This window comes from bacterium, assembly GCA_023135785.1.
In the GTDB taxonomy this organism is placed as follows: domain Bacteria; phylum CAIJMQ01; class CAIJMQ01; order CAIJMQ01; family CAIJMQ01; genus CAZNJA01.
The window spans coordinates 1-15,552 of the sequence record JAGLSL010000046.1 but is presented as its reverse complement, the minus strand read 5'-3'; the positions used below and the strand labels follow the sequence as shown (position 1 = coordinate 15,552).

Sequence of the window (15,552 nt, the reverse complement as noted above, 5' to 3'; positions counted from 1 at the left end):
CAGTTCCATCCCGAATTCAAATCCAAACCGGATAGAGCCCATCCATTATTCAAAGAATTCATTAGAGCAGCGGTAAGCTTTAAGATATAAGCTGTAAGCAAAAAATGAAAGCAGTTAACTTAAAGCTTAAGGCTTATAGCTGATTTTTTCTTATATAGTATTTTATTCATACTCCATCAATTCACTATACTCCACCAATTTATCTTTTAAAATTACCATCGCCTTACAATCATCTTCATTATATTCAATAATCCGTTTTAACACTTTCTCGTCCTTACTTGCGATATATTCGTTATACCACTGAATAGACAATGCTCCCGACGGACTTTCGTCTCTCCATTTAAAACCCAGATATGTCGCAATCTCTTTTATAGAATAACTGGCAAGAGGCCAATCCGTCTTTGCCTGCACTATTCTATACAAATCAATTGCGTTAGACGATGCAAAAAACTGCGCGACTTCATCCTCGGATACCACATCAAAATACTTCTTACTCATTTTTTTATAAGTCGTTTTTTCATAAGGCGAATAATAATATATCGCATAAGAACCTTTGCCAAGTGTTCTTATATAATCCCAAAATCTCTGCCACGCATCCTTTTCCGCCTGTTTATCCTTAGCCAAAAAATAAATAAACTTCTCATCACCAGCCCTTCTTTCATAAACGCCGTGCAGATATACCAAATCCTGTGTCGGGTCAGATTCAATATCAAAAAACAATTCAATCGGCACTTTAGGCAAATCAAGCTTATCATATAAAACCGGCTTCTTTATATTAACCACCACATTGGCTCTGGCTATCAACTTCCTCAACAAACCCTCACCAACACCCTTGAGTATTGTCTTGTCCTGCCTCTTCAACTCCATTGCCTTGTCTATATCCAAACCACACAAGTCTTTCGTTGTTAAAATCCTCAAATCCGCTTTAATAATATCTCTTGTATTTCTTCCCAAATAAAAAAGATTAGTTAAATCCTCCGACTCATTACACCACTTCTTGCAACTAACATACCACGGACACAACTTGCAAACCGCTGAATTAGCGGGATAATTTTGTTTATCGTTCGCAACTAATGCCATCGCTTCGGCTTTAACTTCCTCATAATATTCCCACCAGGTCTTATGCGCTCGGGGACCCATCATCTTATCTAACATATAAGGAGTCTCATTCATTTCAATATCAATTATCGCCCCTATGTTCTCCTTAGCAAACCCCAAAGACTTCAAAATCTCCACATACAAACACAACTGTACAGCATAATGTTTCTTCGGCTTATTCTTTTCCTCTTCGCTGCCGTTTTGATACGCTTTACCCGCCTTAATCTCAACAGGCATATATTTCCCATCCTCTAATCTCTTTAAAAAATCCGGAATACCAAGAAATTGAGCGTGTTTTATTACCCCCTGATAAATTAATTCCTTCCCATCCTTCATCGCCTCCATCGTCCGCAGATTTCTATCGCCAAGCTCCCCCTTACTCAAATCTGTAAATTCACCCGTCTTACTGATTACCTCCTGCTCAAACTGCACGCCCTTATCCCAAAGCAATTGAACAAAAGGATTTGGTTCCTGCATCTTTTCTTCCTGTGGACCGTGGATATCCCGCCAGACACGATGGGGGCATTGAGTATAATTGTAGAGAATTGATGCTGTAATATTCATTGATTTTTTATTATACTTTTTTTAATTAATCCAAAATCTAACAATTCTAACTCTTTCTTATCCTCCAAAAAACGCCCGACATCCTTTCTAACTAAAGCAAAATCAATCTTCTCCAACTTATCTAAAAGGAAACTTTTAAAATTCTCTTCGCCCAACCTCAAATTTTTGTCTTCAGTTTGCTCAATAGCATTATTTAGCAAAATAAAATTTGGTTTGGTCTTCCTGCCCAAATACCACAACAAATCATAAAAATCTCTGCCTTTAAGAAACTTCCTAAAAAAACACGCATGAAGTTTTGTCGCATAAAGTGAAGATAAATCAAAATGCGAAATATTGAAAATGTATGTCTTATTAATTAAAGAGGTCTGCACACTACCACCTTTCGGCGGGTTAGAATCAACTTCTACCTTGATAGAAAGTTTTTGCTCTTTCATCTGCGAAAGTCCCAGTTCATTCAATAAATTATTAAATTTCAAAAAAGAGCTCTGCGCTGTCTTATCAACACTATTTTTACTCTCCACATCAAAACCGTAAAGTTTTAATTCAGACACGAGAGCATCAATAACCTTTAAAAAATCATATCCTTCTTTCCTGATAACTGAAAAATCTAAATCTTCCGAGAAACGTCTCAAGTCATATAAAATCCTTAAAGCCGTTCCACCCACAAAAGCCATATCTTCAAAATACCCCTTATCGTGAATAATTTTAAGGCCTAAAATCTGCAAGAATTCCCTCACCCTGTTAATCTTGTCCCCAACATCCATAGAAGGTCTAAACTGCTGTTTTAGCACATCAATCATCGGCTCTCCGTTTCGCCGGCATAGCCTTCGGTAACGTCGGCTTTTCCAATAAATTCACAAAACTCCCTGCACACCTTAATAAGTTTCTTATTACCGAAAAAATCTGCAAATTCCAAAATCTTGTCTTTCTTTAATCCGGATACATTTTGAAAACGATATCCTTCTTCAATAACCTCTAAAAAATCTTTTTTGAAATTTCCCAAATTAAAATAAAAGAAATCGACTACCGCCTTCTCCGCAGTAGCAATAAAATACGATAATCCTGTTTCGTCCTTAGCAATATTAAACCCCTTAAAACAATCTTTCTTAATATGCCTATAGATGAACACTCCAAGCTCATTGTGAAATTCTTTCGTTTTTCGGGTACAGATAGAAGTAATGTCAACCACCCTTTCAGGAATCAAACCATAAAAATTAAGAGCATATTCCAAACTAACATAAGAGGGGACATAAAGCTGGTTAGCAATAAAAAGTTTAGAAGGATTAATCTTCCTGTCATTTTTGTTTAAAATATATACACCTTTTCTAAGCTTAATTAAAAGGTTCTGAACCTGCCAGCGCCTGATTTGATTACGCGCAATCTGATTATCTTCTCCAAACATACTCAAATCCCGACTGACAAAAATCGGCATATCCTGAATACGTTTCTTAAACTCTAAATATCTCATAACAGTGTTTCCTTATATAATCAATAATGATTACTTACAGAAATAGTATATCGCGGAACTTTTTACTTGTCAATCCGCCAAGGAAACTTTGGTGGGCCTGACCTCGCCAGTTTGCCTTGCCTCGCCATCGTAGTAGTGACAGGAAGTGGCGGGTCAATCCCGTCAGAGATTTAAATCAATAGTTGCTTGCACCCACAGTTTGATTTCGTACCCTGAGAAATTCAAGGAATTTCTAGGACCAAAGTCCCTGAAATTGCATTCGCAATTTCTAGGGGGAAATCAGTGGGTGTAAGTGATAAGTTAAAAAAAACCAACTGCAGATTTTAGACAACCACCGGAGGCGTGGGTGGGAGTTGCACCCACGCATAACGGTTTTGCAGACCGCTCCCTTGCTGCTTGGGTACCACGCCAGATAATTAAAAAATTCAAGCAAGAGATATAAAAACTACTTGTTATACCGAATTTCACCTTCTCTTATTGCCAATGGGTCGTTTCTTGACGCATTAGTAGTAAATAGGTAAATATTATCAGATGTCGGCATTTGGTCAAGGTCGCTCATATTCGGAAAAGCATCCCTAATGGCTTCATCAAAATCGTCAATTGTCGCGTCCTTATAACTCGGATCCTCTTTCCCATTGACCCCTACCGAAAACACTATACAAGAATCGGCAGTACCCACCCCTCCATCGTTGCAAGAGTAATATTTATAAGGTTGAGAACTTTCAAAAGCATCCGCTAAAGCTGTATCTAAATAATCCTCTTCAAATAATTTATAAAGTCCGCTTTTGTCTGGAGCCATATCATTATACGGAAATCCGCTATATTCAGAATAATAATCTATCAGCGCAAGTTTTATAGTGTTTAGCTCTGAAATCGCTTTGGACCTCCGGGCTCTTATTCTCATTTTTCCCAAAGTCGGGAAAATCATAGCTGCGAGTAAACCGATAATGGCAACAACAGTTAGAATCTCAAGAAGAGTGAACCCCGCATTTTCCTTATTCATAACTAAATTCATTTTAGCATAAAAAGTTAAAATCTCAAGTTATCGTAGTAACGAAAACCCAGTGCAGTTTTTTCTTTACGAAAATCGAGTTCTCTCTTCGGGGAGTTTTTTAAAGCAGTAGGCAGGGAATAATCCCCTGCATATTTTATATGAGAGAAATTTGTTCATTTACCCATTGATAAAACCTTGTAGCTATTTTTACTACTTCTAATGCTTCCTTTTGATAAAAATTTCGTCTCTCATATTGAATTAAATTCTTTTTAGCAATAATTTTCCTGAGCAAGGTACTTTTCTCTTTTGCTTCCTTAATAGGTAAAGAACCAACCAAATCACAAACATCCAAATGATTCGGAGAGATAGAACGAACTCCCTTTTCGAAAACACATACAGCATCAGCAGAAGAAATTACACATTGGAGAGCCAGCGTGGCGGAAGCATTAAAATTATCTTTCTGAATCGCCAAAAGCATCTGTTCATAATTGTCCGTTGCTTTTTTTAGATAATCTGAAGCAGCAGAACGGTCTTCCTTTTTGATTTTTAAATTTTTGGGCGTCATATCAACCTCAAATATCCAACGGTTCACTCCCCCAGATTACAGAATAGGATTTCATAAGAGTTGAAACAGGAGGAAGATTTTTCTTTAACCGAAGACGAAATTCATCTTTGGTTTTAATGTAAGCATCTAAATTGAGCTTAAAATATTCCTTAAAGTTAACTGCTATATTATTTAAAAATTTCTCTTCTACTTCGGTTTTGTCTTTTTCATTCCCGATTATAACCGCAACATCTACATCACTACTATCGGTGGTTTCGCCTTTTTCTAAACTCCCATACAAAATACAAGATATAATTTTATTCTGTACATCTATCTGCTTAATCTGTTTGATTAAATAATCTTTAATTTCCTCTTTAACAGAAATCTCTTTCTCAAACATCGGTCGTAACATTTCCTTAACAGTCCTGTTTTTACTATCCAGATTATAAATGTGTTGTTTGCCAATGATATCCAACTTAAGAACCCCTTGATTATAGAGTCCTTTTAGGGCAGTATGCGCAGCCGGAGCAGAAAGATGCACCAGCTTTGCTATTTCCCTGCCGGATGCCCTAAAGTCATCGGTCTTTGATACAAACAACCGTATAATTGCAACCTTAGACCGAGAGTTTAGAATATTATCCAAACTTTTTTCTATAGCCATCTTTGAATCCTTCACTTGGCAATGTAAAGTTTTATTAACAGATGTAAGGTTTCCTTAACACGAGTTAAATTATATTTGCAATTTCTTCTTATGTCAACCCCGTTAGAGATTTTAAAAAACGCTGAATATTCCACCAACCAGATAAGCAACTATCCCACTATATAATATCTGAGAGCAACTTATTAAATCTCTAACGGGGTCAAATGTTTTTGTTAAGGTAGCAACTATCTCTTCGTAAATTGGCTAAAATATGGGGTAAATATAGCCATGTTTTGGCTAAAATACAAGCATATTAAGAGAATTCTCTAAATTAGACAAAATATTCTGTTCGCTTTTGCTCCACTTCCACTCCGTACCCTCTCCGCTATTGAAGCGTATGAATAACGCAAAAACACCTAACGGTGTTTGCGAAAACCCAGTACAGTTTTTTTCTTTACGAAAACTCCGAAGGAGTCCGAATCCCGATATGCATCGGGACATCGGACAAAGTTTCAAAAAAGAGGGATTTTCCAATGCCTGCCCGCCGATTTTTGTGGAGGGCTTGCCCGCCAAAGTTTTAGTGGCGGGAGGAAGAGAGATTAGAGAAGGGGGAGAAATCTGAAATATTTCCGGGATTTTAGTCCTGGTCTCCAGGAAAAGAAAACAGAGGGGATTGATGCAATTCTCAGTCTAAACATACTTTTTTAAAATTACATTTGGAACACCTATTTTCATCAATAGTCTTAACAAAATCCTCTTCTACAGCTTCATTCAAAACTTTATCACGCAGAAGTTCTTTCATATCTCTTATGCTACCTCTCATGTATTCTTTGACACCCTCAATTACTGCCGAGTCTACCGGAAATTTATGAATCTCATTTCTTCCAAGATTGTATTCTGCTGTCTTAATATTGGTTGTCGGGACTTTCCACTTTTCCATTGCATAAAGAGCATAACAAGCAAGCTGAATATTATCTTTCTCTAATTTCTCGCTTCTTCCCGTTTTCCAATCATAAATGACAATATCTTGTTCATGCTTATAAGCAAAATCAAGTGAGACATAAACCTTTACATAATCAAGCCAGAAACTGGAAAACTCCTCAATTTCAAGCCAATTCTCTTTTGGCAAAGAACAGGAATATAGTTCTTGATAAAGTTCAGACCCATAGAAATTCCTGAGGCATTTTTCTACATAAGCATAAACCTTTTCCCATTCATCTTCGCCTACGTCAATATTATATTCATGCTCGAAAAGAGCGCAGGTTTTAGGTATTTTAAGGTATCTTCCGCTCTTAGAGGATGCAAAATCTGCACGCATCATCCTCTCAGTAATTTTAATAATTTCTTCTATATTGAGAGGTCTAATACCTTTATAAATATTTTTAATACTTCTTTCAATACAGGAATGAACCACTTGACCAATCCAGATATAGCGACTCTTTAACTGTTTAAGGATGTATATTTGTCTTACTCTTTCCGGTGCATTAAATTCCCAGCCACCCCAACTACCATAATAACGGAAATAGTATTTTCTAGCACATTCTTTAAAAAGATTATCTCTCGACTTAGACCAAGAAAAATCGTTAGTGAAATCTGTCATAATTTATCTTAATAAAAATTCCAAAATTCCTTTTTCGAGCATTACCAAATTAAAAAGGTAGTCATTGTGATCAAATGTTTCTCGAAGTGGCTTCGCGGTAGTCTTCCACCCCACACCATCGGTAATCCAGAAAAACTTATATTTTCCACTTAAAACATCAAACAAATTTCGATACTCTCCGGCAGTAGATTTTAGCTTTGAGCCACCACCACCATAAAAATTAGTTTCAATAATAAATAATTCTTTACTATTATCAATAACAAAATCATATCTTCTAGAAGATTTATCAACTGGGACATCATAGCCTAACTCATTTTTTATTTTTTCGGCATTGGCTTCTTTTAAATATCTAAAATGACTTTTCCTACAAACATCTTTGATAAATACCTCAACAATATTTTCCATCGCGTGACCGCCGCGATTCTTTCTCCCATTGCTATCAAGACCGGCTTCAACTCCAATCATATAATCAACTATAAATAATAAATTTTATCATTCGCCAATTCTTGACAACAGATTTTTTCAAAATCTATACTTGGATTTTCTTTTTTAAAATTTTCAAAAGCTTCTTTTTCATCTTTCCCGTTTTGCCAATCTAAAATTTGACAATTTTCTACTTGTTCAAAATTATTATTTTCCGTAAAACCTTCTGATGTATAAAAAATATATTTTTTCATAATAAATTAAGTTAACCGATAAACTCCACGAGAAATAAATTTAATATATCCTTTATCTCTTAGAAATTGAAGTTGTTGTCTGACTTTGTCTTTAATATAATTATTTTTCGTGTATTTTTGTGATAATATTTTTTCAAAAGAGTACATCTCTTCAAGAGTAAAATCCTTTTTACCTAAGCTATCAATACATTTCATAATATCTAAAACCCAACCTTTTAATTCTGTTTTTTTAGATTCCCTTAAAAATAAAGTTTTTTGCCAATTTTTTAGAATGTCCTTCTTGTCTTCGGTTTTTTCATTTTTTATATAAAATATTTTTCCACTTTGTGGAATGCTTTGAAGTAAAATATTGCAACCAATCCACCCGGCTCTTTTCGCATTTATTGAAAGGGGTTTTCTCTTTTCAATAATTTCGGAAACAAAAAAATGTTTTGGAATAACAACAAAATTTTGTACTTTATAACTCTGTAAGTCATAATTTAAAAAAAAGAAGCTTGGATTATTTGTACTATTCAGTCTTTCAATCATTTTGCTATAGGCACCATCGACAATCTTTTTACCCATTGTGTCTTTTTTGCTTTTTAATTCATATTCTTCACGACAATTATCACAATAAAAATCTGCCACTGGACTATTATTTGCAAAATCAGTAATAAAATTTCCGCAATTTGGACAGAAAATTTCATTTTTCACCCAATCTTCAGTCATTATCCTTATAGCTTGCGATTGATTTTTATATAAAACGGCTAAGGTTGTGTTGAAATTTAAATTCATATCTTAAAATTTTTATAAATTTTCTCGCCTAAAGCAAGGTTTCATGACTAGCCGTAAAATAACGACAGCTTAAATTAGGAGCAGCATTTGGTTTAAGCCAGGCAATATCATTTAGAATATGATATCCGTTACGCTCTAAAGCGTAACCACAGCGATAAATAGAATGATAGGTCCCGCTAATCCAGATCGTTCCGTTAGGCTTTAGAACTCTTCGGCAAGCCTTTATCCACTCTATATGAAACTTTAAATCCTTATCAAGTCCATTACTTTCATCCCAACTACCCTTATTTACAGAAACCATTTTTCCCGCATGGCAAGTAAAGCCTCCGTTGGAAAGATTGTAAGGAGGGTCAGCAAAAATCATATCTATAGAATCGTCAGGAATATGAGACAGGATATCAAGGCAATTTCCATGGAATAAAGCTACATTACGGTCTCGGTCTTCAAAGTAGGGCTTGGCTTTAATATTTTCCTGATAAAGAACAGCTTGCTCTCTCACCGAAGACTTTTTGCTCTTTTTTCGATGTTTACCAAGAACCTTTTTAGTGGAATATTTTTTGACTTTGGAAATTTTGGAGGCATATACACTTTTCTTTTTCATTGTTGATAGCATTATATTCAATCAGCGTATTATCAGCAAGAATGGATAGACAGAATTTTCTTCTACGAGTATCCGGTATCTAGAATCTAGTATCAAATACACCACCATCTCTCCCCTGAATCCAAGAGAAAGAATACCAAACCTCATTATATTCCCCCAACGAATCAATCGCAAACCGTCAGTTTATTGAACGTTTTTATATTTATACGAGTTTTTAAATTGCGGGCAAGACCTGACCCTGTTTGTTTTGTTTCATTGTTACTATTTACTGCTATTATCAACATATTGTAATAGCTCTTTTATGCCTAATTTTTTTGCTAATTGGAGTACTTTATCAGTCATTTCTTTGACATTATGCCCAACTTTTTTCTCTTCTTTTGCAAAATAGAAGGTTGCTAAAGCTAAACACCTTTCTTCTTTCAATTTTTGAAAGCGTTTTATAGCATCTTCATATAAAAGACGCCCTCCTTCAATCTTTCCCTTGCGAAATTCGATTAAACCTTCCGTTGCCTTATAAACCCCTTGTTCTCTTTCACTCAATTCTTCAAAATTAATAGTAGTCATCTGTTGCTCTGCTTCTTTAATTCTATCTAATGATGCCAAAGAAAATATATAATTATTTTGAATTGGAAAATTTTTACCTAATGGACCAATTTTTTCTTCCTCAACGATGCGTACAGCTTCCTGGAAATTATCTAAACATGTTCCAGCAATATAAGTGGCTTGTTCTACCGGACGAGAGCAAAAGGGTTGCAACCTCGACCATTTTAAAGATGCCCCTAAAGCATCTTTATAGTTTCCTTCATAAAAAAGACGTGTTGACTCAGCTTCAAAAGCAGCTAGGACATTGGAGGGTTGCTCGATACTAATACTCCTATTTTGGGAAATCCATTCAGCCTGAGCAAGCGTATTTTCATTAGGATCAATCATGGCATTTTTAAAAAGCTTCTTCCCCTTTTTATTCCCAGCATTGACCATTTCAAGGGTTCCAACAGTTCCATAGAGTTCCGCTAAATCCTTTGGGCTTTTATCTGATGTTGAAAGAATATTTTTTGCAATCTTTACATTTCGGGTCCGTAAATTAAATGCTTCCGAAATGGAAATCTCAGAAGCTAATAACCATGGATCATGTTTTGTAAGCTCAGCTTTTCTTAGAAAGAATAATGCTTTATCGGGATTTTTTATATGCATGTAAAAACGTGCAGCAGAGCGAAGTATAAACCGATTTTCTGGTGCTAAATTCAGTGCTATAGAAATACATAAATCAGCTTTTTCATTTTGGCAAAGAACAGTGTAATAAAAAGCCATATCAGTCCAAGCTATAGCATTGTAAGGATACTCCCGCACCTGTTTCTTTAATAAAGAAATGATTTCTTGAAATCTATCGCGAATTGACAAGTTGAAATCGGATTTGGATTCGGATAATCGAAGAAATTTTCCTGCAACACTTTTTGCAAGACCAGATACTTTTTTGGAATTATTCAAAATGAATTGTGCAGCGTCGATAGCAACAGTATTTGAGAAATCATTTGAAACAAGGGCTGTACCTACAAAATCGAGTGCCCAAGGGAGTTGTTTATAAAATAGCCATTCCTGTTCTTTATATTTATAAGATATAGGTGTCCAGATAGAAACCAATGGGTCCTCTTTTGGTTGAATTTCTCCCATAAGAAATGCAATTTCAAATGGGTACCATCTCGGAACTATTTGTCTAATTTTATAATCTTCTTTAATATTCATTTCCTTACCCTATATTCAGCTGTGGTGCTTAAAAAATTTAATTTACTTATATAGCGCTTAAGATTATGTTGGTCAATCTCTCTATCTAAAGGATGCCCGCGTTTTTTAGGATCAGGTTCGCATAATTCCTTTACCATCACAACAATTTCATCTGTTAAATCGTCTGCTTTCTCTTGGATATTTTGTTCTAGTTCTTGAACTGCCTCAAAAAATGCTTTCCTAATATAAGGTAGGTCGCTTATAAAATTACGGTTAGTCAGGGTTGGGCCTGAATAACCAGACAACTTTGCCTTTATTGCTTGAGTTGCTGAGATGTCTGCAAAATAGAAAAAGATGAGACTTCCCAAATGATATAAATCAACTCCAAATCGGCTATAAAAGCCATTTGTTGTTGCATATCCGTATAACAATTCCAAAGGAGCATAGCCCATATCCCCCGGTACTAGAAATTCATCATTCTCACAAGGAACCGCCTTATCGGATGCTCTTCCCAAATCAGTAACTTTAAATTCAGCTTGTTTTTTAAAAAATAGTATATTAGATGGCTTTAAATCTTGGTGAGCTATGCTACGAGAATGTAATTGGCTTAATGCAACAGCAGTATTATGAAGAGATCGCAATGCCCATGCAAGATCAATATTTTTAGATAAATTATAAACCCTACGAATGTCACCATCGGCTAATTCGAAAATTAAATAAACTACGTCTTTCAATGGTCCAACTTCCCAAGGAATGGTAATACTACCGTCAGCAAGAGGAATAACTATTTTGGATAACTTTTGTGTTCTACATTTATTTAAAAGATCCCTCTCAAAATTGTATGCTTTTAACATAGATTCAAGTGTACGTGGCCAGTCACTAGTTTGGAGTGCTCCTGAAAAGTCTAACGCTTTCAAAAAGCCTTCTTTTCCATCATTATTAACAACTCGATATGAAACAGAGAAATAGCCACCTGTAGCAGTAGGCGGACGTTTTAAAAGCTCTTTTACCTTCCATCCTTCATTCAGTTCTAATCCTTCAAGCCGAAACGCAGGACGATTCTCCATATGCTCACCTTCCTTTTGATATTATTTTTATTTAAGCACTGTCAACTCAACAGAGTCAGGTCTTTCAATAACCCACTTCAACCAAAATTCATTATATTCCCCCAACTGTAAATTGGCAAACCTCTAAAAAACCCGAAATTCGAATATCGAAACTCGAAACAATATTGAATGACAGAAATTCAAATGACAGAAACAATGTGTTTGGAAAATTAGAACATTAGGATTTTGAATTTGTCTCGTATTTCGTGCTTAGTGCTTCGAATTTTAACTGTTTACTACTTACAGCTTCATTGAATAATGCCTTAATATTCTATCCTTATCCTCGTTTACCTTATCGCCTTTATAATAAATTTCTACAAATTCTATAACATCTTCTTTTTCGTAATAAGCGTATATTACACGGATCCCGCTTGCTACTCCCGTGCCTTTCAATGACTTGCAAGCGAATTTTATTACCTTATATATTAAAGGATATGTGATTCCAAGATTGGCAATTTTTACACAGCTACCATTGTCTACACCTTGCTTATGTAGAAGGTTTAATTGGGTATTTATGAATACTTCCAAGTCAGCTTCTAAAGTTCTATATTTTTTCAATAGCTTCTTTAGATCTTTTTTAAATTCATTTAGACGCTTAACATTATTGAATATCTTCGTCACTATAATCCCTCACTGAATATGGCGGAGTACGATAGAACACTGATTCATAATCTATAACTGCACCATCTCCTGTTGTTAACCATGGAACATCGTTATGAGAATAATCGCTAATCTGAGTTGCATTCATGTCTGATAGAGTACTTAAAGCATCATCAATTAGTTTTTGTTCATTACCATTAACATTTATCTTGGTCATATCAGGGGCTCTTTTAGGAAGGTATTTAGTTTGAGGATGTTGGAAGTATGAATCTTTAACTTTTATTAAATCTTTTCCTTCCATAGCTTTTACTATCTTAAAAAATTCTTTAGGTGTGGGACCATAATGATTTTTTATGTAAGTAGCCCCAATAAGTTGTTCTTCATATTTCTCGTAATAATTAAAATCAATAAAATAAAGTAATTTATACAAAACAGATTCTCCAACATTCGGTTTTGAGCCAATTTTACTTAAAATATAAAGTAATACCTCCTTAAATTTCGCAACATTTTTCTGCGGCACATTTATTCTTATGTTGAGCTTTCCCCTTACCTTTGGCTTTTTTTTAATATTTTCCTCAAGAATTACCTTAATATCCTTATCTAAATTAAGAAGTACATCCGCCTGTATGTTGAAAATCTTAGATAATTTTGCAATTTCCTCCGCGCTAATTTTTCTATCACCACTTTCTATTTGAGAAATCGCTACCCTGCTGATACCCATCTTTTCAGCAAGAGTTTCTTGAGAAAAATCTTTTTCTTCTCTCATAACCTTAATCTTTTTTGATAATCTCTTATAGAAACTATCCATCTTTTACCCTCCTTTTTTAGGACTATTCAAAGCATAGAATATGTAAGATAATTTGTCAAGTCATTGTTAGAAAATATTACATCCTTTTAAGATGCGTTATTTTTTGCTTACAGCTGCAGTGGAAAATTTTTTGTTATAGGATTTAGGTATTGCTTACAATTCTATACTTTTAGCAGGATTGGAGAAAAAATCTTCAAGGGTTAGATGTTTGATATCTTCTTTCGTTTTATTATGTTCCGTCTTTTCAGTAATTTTCGGTTGTGAAATGATTACTTTTTTCGCTTCTTTGTAGCGTCTAGAAAATAAATTCAAGGATGCTGGCGCTTTTTCAGGTGCTCCTGATTTTACTTCTATAGCGATTAGTTTTTGTCCGATATGAATAACATAATCGATTTCATCATTTCTATCCCTCCAATATAAAAGCTTTCCCCCAAGTTCTTGAACTATTGGGTAAAGTTTAGCTCCAACTGCATTTTCTACCATTCTTCCCCATAGCACCCTATTGTCTTTTGTTGTCTTAAAATCTTGTCCTATAGTGGCGGAAATCAAAGCGTTATCTAACGCAAGTATTTTGGGGATAGAACCTCTTTGTCTGATTTTACTTCCACTATATTTTTCTAATGGAGCAAGAAGGAATGCTTTTGATAGCAATTTAAGATAAAAAGCAATAGTAGTTGTATTGCCTGCATCTTGTAATTACCCTATCATTTTCTGATAACTCATAATCTCTGCAGGATGGGCAAGACAAAGTCCAAAAACCTGTCGCAATAATGCCGATTTGGTTATCGGTGACATTGTCAACAAATTACTCAACCAGCTGAGTAATTTGTAATCCAAGGCTTCTTATGCCTGTTTAGAAAGACATAGGGGGAAGATCGTCTTTATAACGTTACCTTATCGATACGGGTCCGACGACTCCGTATGAAACGACACATAGTGTCGGACTCCATCGGAGCTTCGTTACCGTTACCCTTTCCGAAAGTGATAGAATACCCCTTATGCCAAACAAGAATTACGATGTAGTTGTCGTCGGTGGCGGTCACGCCGGATGTGAAGCAGCCTTAGCATCTGCCCGTATGGACTCTAAGACGCTCCTCATCACTTTGCATAAGAATATGATTGGTTTTTTGTCGTGTAATCCTGCAGTGGGCGGTATCGGAAAAGGACAACTCGTTAAAGAAATTGACGCTCTCGGCGGTGAAATGGCTAAGGCAACGGATGTGTCCGGCATACATTTCAAGGTGCTCAATACTTCCAAAGGTCCTGCCGTTTGGTCATCACGCGCGCAGGTGGATAGAAAAAAATATCTTACCTATATGCAGAAAGTAATAGATAAGCAGAAAAGCCTTGAGGTATTAGAAGCAGAAGCAAGAAAACTAATAATAAAAAACAAGAAGGTTACGGGTATTGAAACGGACAAGGGGAAAATAGAAGCAAAGATGATAATTCTCACCCCCGGCACTTTCTTAAACGGGCTTATGCATGTGGGCATGAAAAGCTTTCCCGGCGGAAGGGTTGAGGAACCACAGACTACCGACGGGATTTCTAAATCTTTAAAGAAGGCGGGGTTTAAACTTCTGCGTTTTAAGACGGGAACCTGCGCAAGGTTGGACGGAAAGACAATTGATTATTCCAATCTAAGAGTTCAGGAGGGGGATGAACCGCCTGTTCCGTTCTCATTTTCAACCCCGAACCAGAGCAAGCTCGGTTCATGGCTAAAATTGAGGCAACTTCCCTGCTACATAACACATACCAGCGAGAAAACACACGATATCATCAGGAAAAACCTAGACCGCTCGCCTCTTTTCAGCGGAAAGATTACCGGAACCGGCGTGAGATATTGTCCGTCCTTAGAAGATAAAGTTGTAAAATTTGCGCATCATAGCAAACATCAGATATTTCTTGAACCCGAAGGATTGGACACAGATGAGATTTATCCAAACGGGCTTTCTACAAGTCTGCCTGAAGATGTGCAGGAGGAATTTATCCGTTCCGTTGAGGGTTTAGAGAATGTAAAAATAAACCGATTCGGTTACGGAATAGAACACGATGTTGTTGACTCCACACAGCTTTATCCCACGTTAGAAACAAAATTAGTAAAAAACTTATATCTGGCGGGACAGATTAACGGAACAACAGGATATGAAGAAGCGGCAGCGCAGGGGTTAATCGCTGGAATTAATGCATCGCTCCAAGTAAAAGGAAAACCGCCCCTTATTCTGGACCGTTCTACAAGTTATATCGGAGTATTGATTGATGATTTGGTCACCAAGGGGACAAGAGAGCCCTACCGGATGTTTACTTCCCGGGCCGAATACCGCCTGCGCCTGCGTTCTGATAATGCCGACCAGCGCCTGAC

The 15,552-nt window shown here is 36.0% G+C and carries 19 protein-coding genes and 1 tRNA gene; 3 read left to right on the top strand and 17 right to left on the bottom strand.

What is annotated here, in order from left to right; genetic code table 11:
* On the top strand, positions 1–90 hold a 90-nt coding region (locus tag KAS42_03950), incomplete at its 5' end, for a hypothetical protein (protein ID MCK4905377.1).
* A 72-nt stretch (positions 91–162) separates the two neighbouring features.
* Here KAS42_03950 and KAS42_03945 read toward each other — a convergent pair.
* The 7 genes from KAS42_03945 to KAS42_03915 all read right to left on the bottom strand — a co-directional run bounded on the left by KAS42_03945 (position 163) and on the right by KAS42_03915 (position 5,329).
* Positions 163–1,662 carry a TM0106 family RecB-like putative nuclease gene (locus KAS42_03945; GenBank protein ID MCK4905376.1) on the bottom strand — a complete coding sequence of 500 codons (1,500 nt, stop codon included), beginning with the start codon at positions 1,660–1,662 and terminating at the stop codon, positions 163–165.
* Positions 1,659–2,462, bottom strand: coding sequence for a nucleotidyl transferase AbiEii/AbiGii toxin family protein (locus tag KAS42_03940; GenBank protein ID MCK4905375.1), 804 nt, complete (start codon positions 2,460–2,462; stop codon positions 1,659–1,661). Before KAS42_03940 ends, KAS42_03945 begins: the two co-directional genes overlap by 4 nt.
* On the bottom strand, positions 2,459–3,130 hold the full coding sequence (locus KAS42_03935) for a hypothetical protein (protein ID MCK4905374.1): 672 nt from the start codon (positions 3,128–3,130) through the stop codon (positions 2,459–2,461). Before KAS42_03935 ends, KAS42_03940 begins: the two co-directional genes overlap by 4 nt.
* Positions 3,131–3,468: 338 nt before the next feature.
* Positions 3,469–3,540 (bottom strand) — tRNA-Cys (locus KAS42_03930).
* Positions 3,541–3,575: 35 nt separating this feature from the next.
* A complete protein-coding gene (locus tag KAS42_03925) occupies positions 3,576–4,145 on the bottom strand; it encodes a prepilin-type N-terminal cleavage/methylation domain-containing protein (protein ID MCK4905373.1) in 570 nt (189 codons plus the stop codon).
* Between the two features lie 133 nt (positions 4,146–4,278).
* The gene (locus KAS42_03920; GenBank protein MCK4905372.1) at positions 4,279–4,689 is read right to left on the bottom strand and encodes a HEPN domain-containing protein; all 411 of its coding nucleotides are present in this window, start codon (positions 4,687–4,689) and stop codon (positions 4,279–4,281) included.
* Positions 4,690–4,696: 7 nt separating this feature from the next.
* On the bottom strand, positions 4,697–5,329 hold the full coding sequence (locus tag KAS42_03915; protein MCK4905371.1) for a nucleotidyltransferase domain-containing protein: 633 nt from the start codon (positions 5,327–5,329) through the stop codon (positions 4,697–4,699).
* A 376-nt stretch (positions 5,330–5,705) separates the two neighbouring features.
* On the opposite strand from KAS42_03915, the gene KAS42_03910 reads away from it, so the two are divergent.
* Positions 5,706–5,930 (top strand): hypothetical protein, encoded by a 225-nt coding sequence (locus tag KAS42_03910; GenBank protein MCK4905370.1) that lies wholly within the window; start codon positions 5,706–5,708, stop codon positions 5,928–5,930.
* A gap of 63 nt (positions 5,931–5,993) precedes the next feature.
* Here KAS42_03910 and KAS42_03905 read toward each other — a convergent pair whose 3' ends face one another.
* From KAS42_03905 to KAS42_03860, 10 genes are all read right to left on the bottom strand, one after another.
* Positions 5,994–6,908: a PD-(D/E)XK nuclease family protein gene (locus KAS42_03905; GenBank protein ID MCK4905369.1), complete on the bottom strand. Its 915-nt coding sequence runs from the start codon at positions 6,906–6,908 to the stop codon at positions 5,994–5,996.
* 3 nt (positions 6,909–6,911) lie between these two features.
* Positions 6,912–7,373: a hypothetical protein gene (locus KAS42_03900; protein ID MCK4905368.1), complete on the bottom strand. Its 462-nt coding sequence runs from the start codon at positions 7,371–7,373 to the stop codon at positions 6,912–6,914.
* Positions 7,374–7,381: 8 nt separating this feature from the next.
* A complete protein-coding gene (locus KAS42_03895) occupies positions 7,382–7,585 on the bottom strand; it encodes a hypothetical protein (protein MCK4905367.1) in 204 nt (67 codons plus the stop codon).
* Between the two features lie 6 nt (positions 7,586–7,591).
* The gene (locus tag KAS42_03890; protein ID MCK4905366.1) at positions 7,592–8,359 is read right to left on the bottom strand and encodes a restriction endonuclease; all 768 of its coding nucleotides are present in this window, start codon (positions 8,357–8,359) and stop codon (positions 7,592–7,594) included.
* 28 nt (positions 8,360–8,387) lie between these two features.
* Positions 8,388–8,960 (bottom strand): site-specific DNA-methyltransferase, encoded by a 573-nt coding sequence (locus tag KAS42_03885; protein MCK4905365.1) that lies wholly within the window; start codon positions 8,958–8,960, stop codon positions 8,388–8,390.
* 261 nt (positions 8,961–9,221) lie between these two features.
* Entirely contained in the window at positions 9,222–10,700 is a 1,479-nt protein-coding gene (locus KAS42_03880) for a hypothetical protein (protein ID MCK4905364.1), read from the bottom strand.
* Complete coding sequence (locus KAS42_03875; GenBank protein ID MCK4905363.1) at positions 10,697–11,746, bottom strand: hypothetical protein; 1,050 nt, start codon at positions 11,744–11,746, stop codon at positions 10,697–10,699. Before KAS42_03875 ends, KAS42_03880 begins: the two co-directional genes overlap by 4 nt.
* A gap of 279 nt (positions 11,747–12,025) precedes the next feature.
* The gene (locus tag KAS42_03870; protein MCK4905362.1) at positions 12,026–12,406 is read right to left on the bottom strand and encodes a hypothetical protein; all 381 of its coding nucleotides are present in this window, start codon (positions 12,404–12,406) and stop codon (positions 12,026–12,028) included.
* On the bottom strand, positions 12,387–13,193 hold the full coding sequence (locus tag KAS42_03865) for a DUF4065 domain-containing protein (GenBank protein MCK4905361.1): 807 nt from the start codon (positions 13,191–13,193) through the stop codon (positions 12,387–12,389). Before KAS42_03865 ends, KAS42_03870 begins: the two co-directional genes overlap by 20 nt.
* A 153-nt stretch (positions 13,194–13,346) precedes the next feature.
* A complete protein-coding gene (locus KAS42_03860; GenBank protein ID MCK4905360.1) occupies positions 13,347–13,844 on the bottom strand; it encodes a DUF4143 domain-containing protein in 498 nt (165 codons plus the stop codon).
* Positions 13,845–14,191: 347 nt separating this feature from the next.
* On the opposite strand from KAS42_03860, the gene mnmG reads away from it, so the two are divergent.
* Positions 14,192–15,552 (top strand): tRNA uridine-5-carboxymethylaminomethyl(34) synthesis enzyme MnmG (gene mnmG, locus KAS42_03855; GenBank protein ID MCK4905359.1); only part of this gene is annotated, 1,361 nt, incomplete at its 3' end.

Excerpts from the sequence above, each read along its gene's own strand:
- KAS42_03945 (MCK4905376.1), bottom strand. The coding sequence starts at position 1,662 with ATGAATATTACAGCATCAATTCTCTACAATTATACTCAATGCCCCCAT.
- KAS42_03940 (MCK4905375.1), bottom strand. The coding sequence starts at position 2,462 with ATGATTGATGTGCTAAAACAGCAGTTTAGACCTTCTATGGATGTTGGG.
- KAS42_03935 (MCK4905374.1), bottom strand. The coding sequence starts at position 3,130 with ATGAGATATTTAGAGTTTAAGAAACGTATTCAGGATATGCCGATTTTT.
- KAS42_03925 (MCK4905373.1), bottom strand. The coding sequence starts at position 4,145 with ATGAATTTAGTTATGAATAAGGAAAATGCGGGGTTCACTCTTCTTGAG.
- KAS42_03920 (MCK4905372.1), bottom strand. The coding sequence starts at position 4,689 with ATGACGCCCAAAAATTTAAAAATCAAAAAGGAAGACCGTTCTGCTGCT.
- KAS42_03915 (MCK4905371.1), bottom strand. The coding sequence starts at position 5,329 with ATGGCTATAGAAAAAAGTTTGGATAATATTCTAAACTCTCGGTCTAAG.
- KAS42_03910 (MCK4905370.1), top strand. The coding sequence starts at position 5,706 with ATGAATAACGCAAAAACACCTAACGGTGTTTGCGAAAACCCAGTACAG.
- KAS42_03905 (MCK4905369.1), bottom strand. The coding sequence starts at position 6,908 with ATGACAGATTTCACTAACGATTTTTCTTGGTCTAAGTCGAGAGATAAT.
- KAS42_03900 (MCK4905368.1), bottom strand. The coding sequence starts at position 7,373 with ATGATTGGAGTTGAAGCCGGTCTTGATAGCAATGGGAGAAAGAATCGC.
- KAS42_03895 (MCK4905367.1), bottom strand. The coding sequence starts at position 7,585 with ATGAAAAAATATATTTTTTATACATCAGAAGGTTTTACGGAAAATAAT.
- KAS42_03890 (MCK4905366.1), bottom strand. The coding sequence starts at position 8,359 with ATGAATTTAAATTTCAACACAACCTTAGCCGTTTTATATAAAAATCAA.
- KAS42_03885 (MCK4905365.1), bottom strand. The coding sequence starts at position 8,960 with ATGAAAAAGAAAAGTGTATATGCCTCCAAAATTTCCAAAGTCAAAAAA.
- KAS42_03880 (MCK4905364.1), bottom strand. The coding sequence starts at position 10,700 with ATGAATATTAAAGAAGATTATAAAATTAGACAAATAGTTCCGAGATGG.
- KAS42_03875 (MCK4905363.1), bottom strand. The coding sequence starts at position 11,746 with ATGGAGAATCGTCCTGCGTTTCGGCTTGAAGGATTAGAACTGAATGAA.
- KAS42_03865 (MCK4905361.1), bottom strand. The coding sequence starts at position 13,193 with ATGGATAGTTTCTATAAGAGATTATCAAAAAAGATTAAGGTTATGAGA.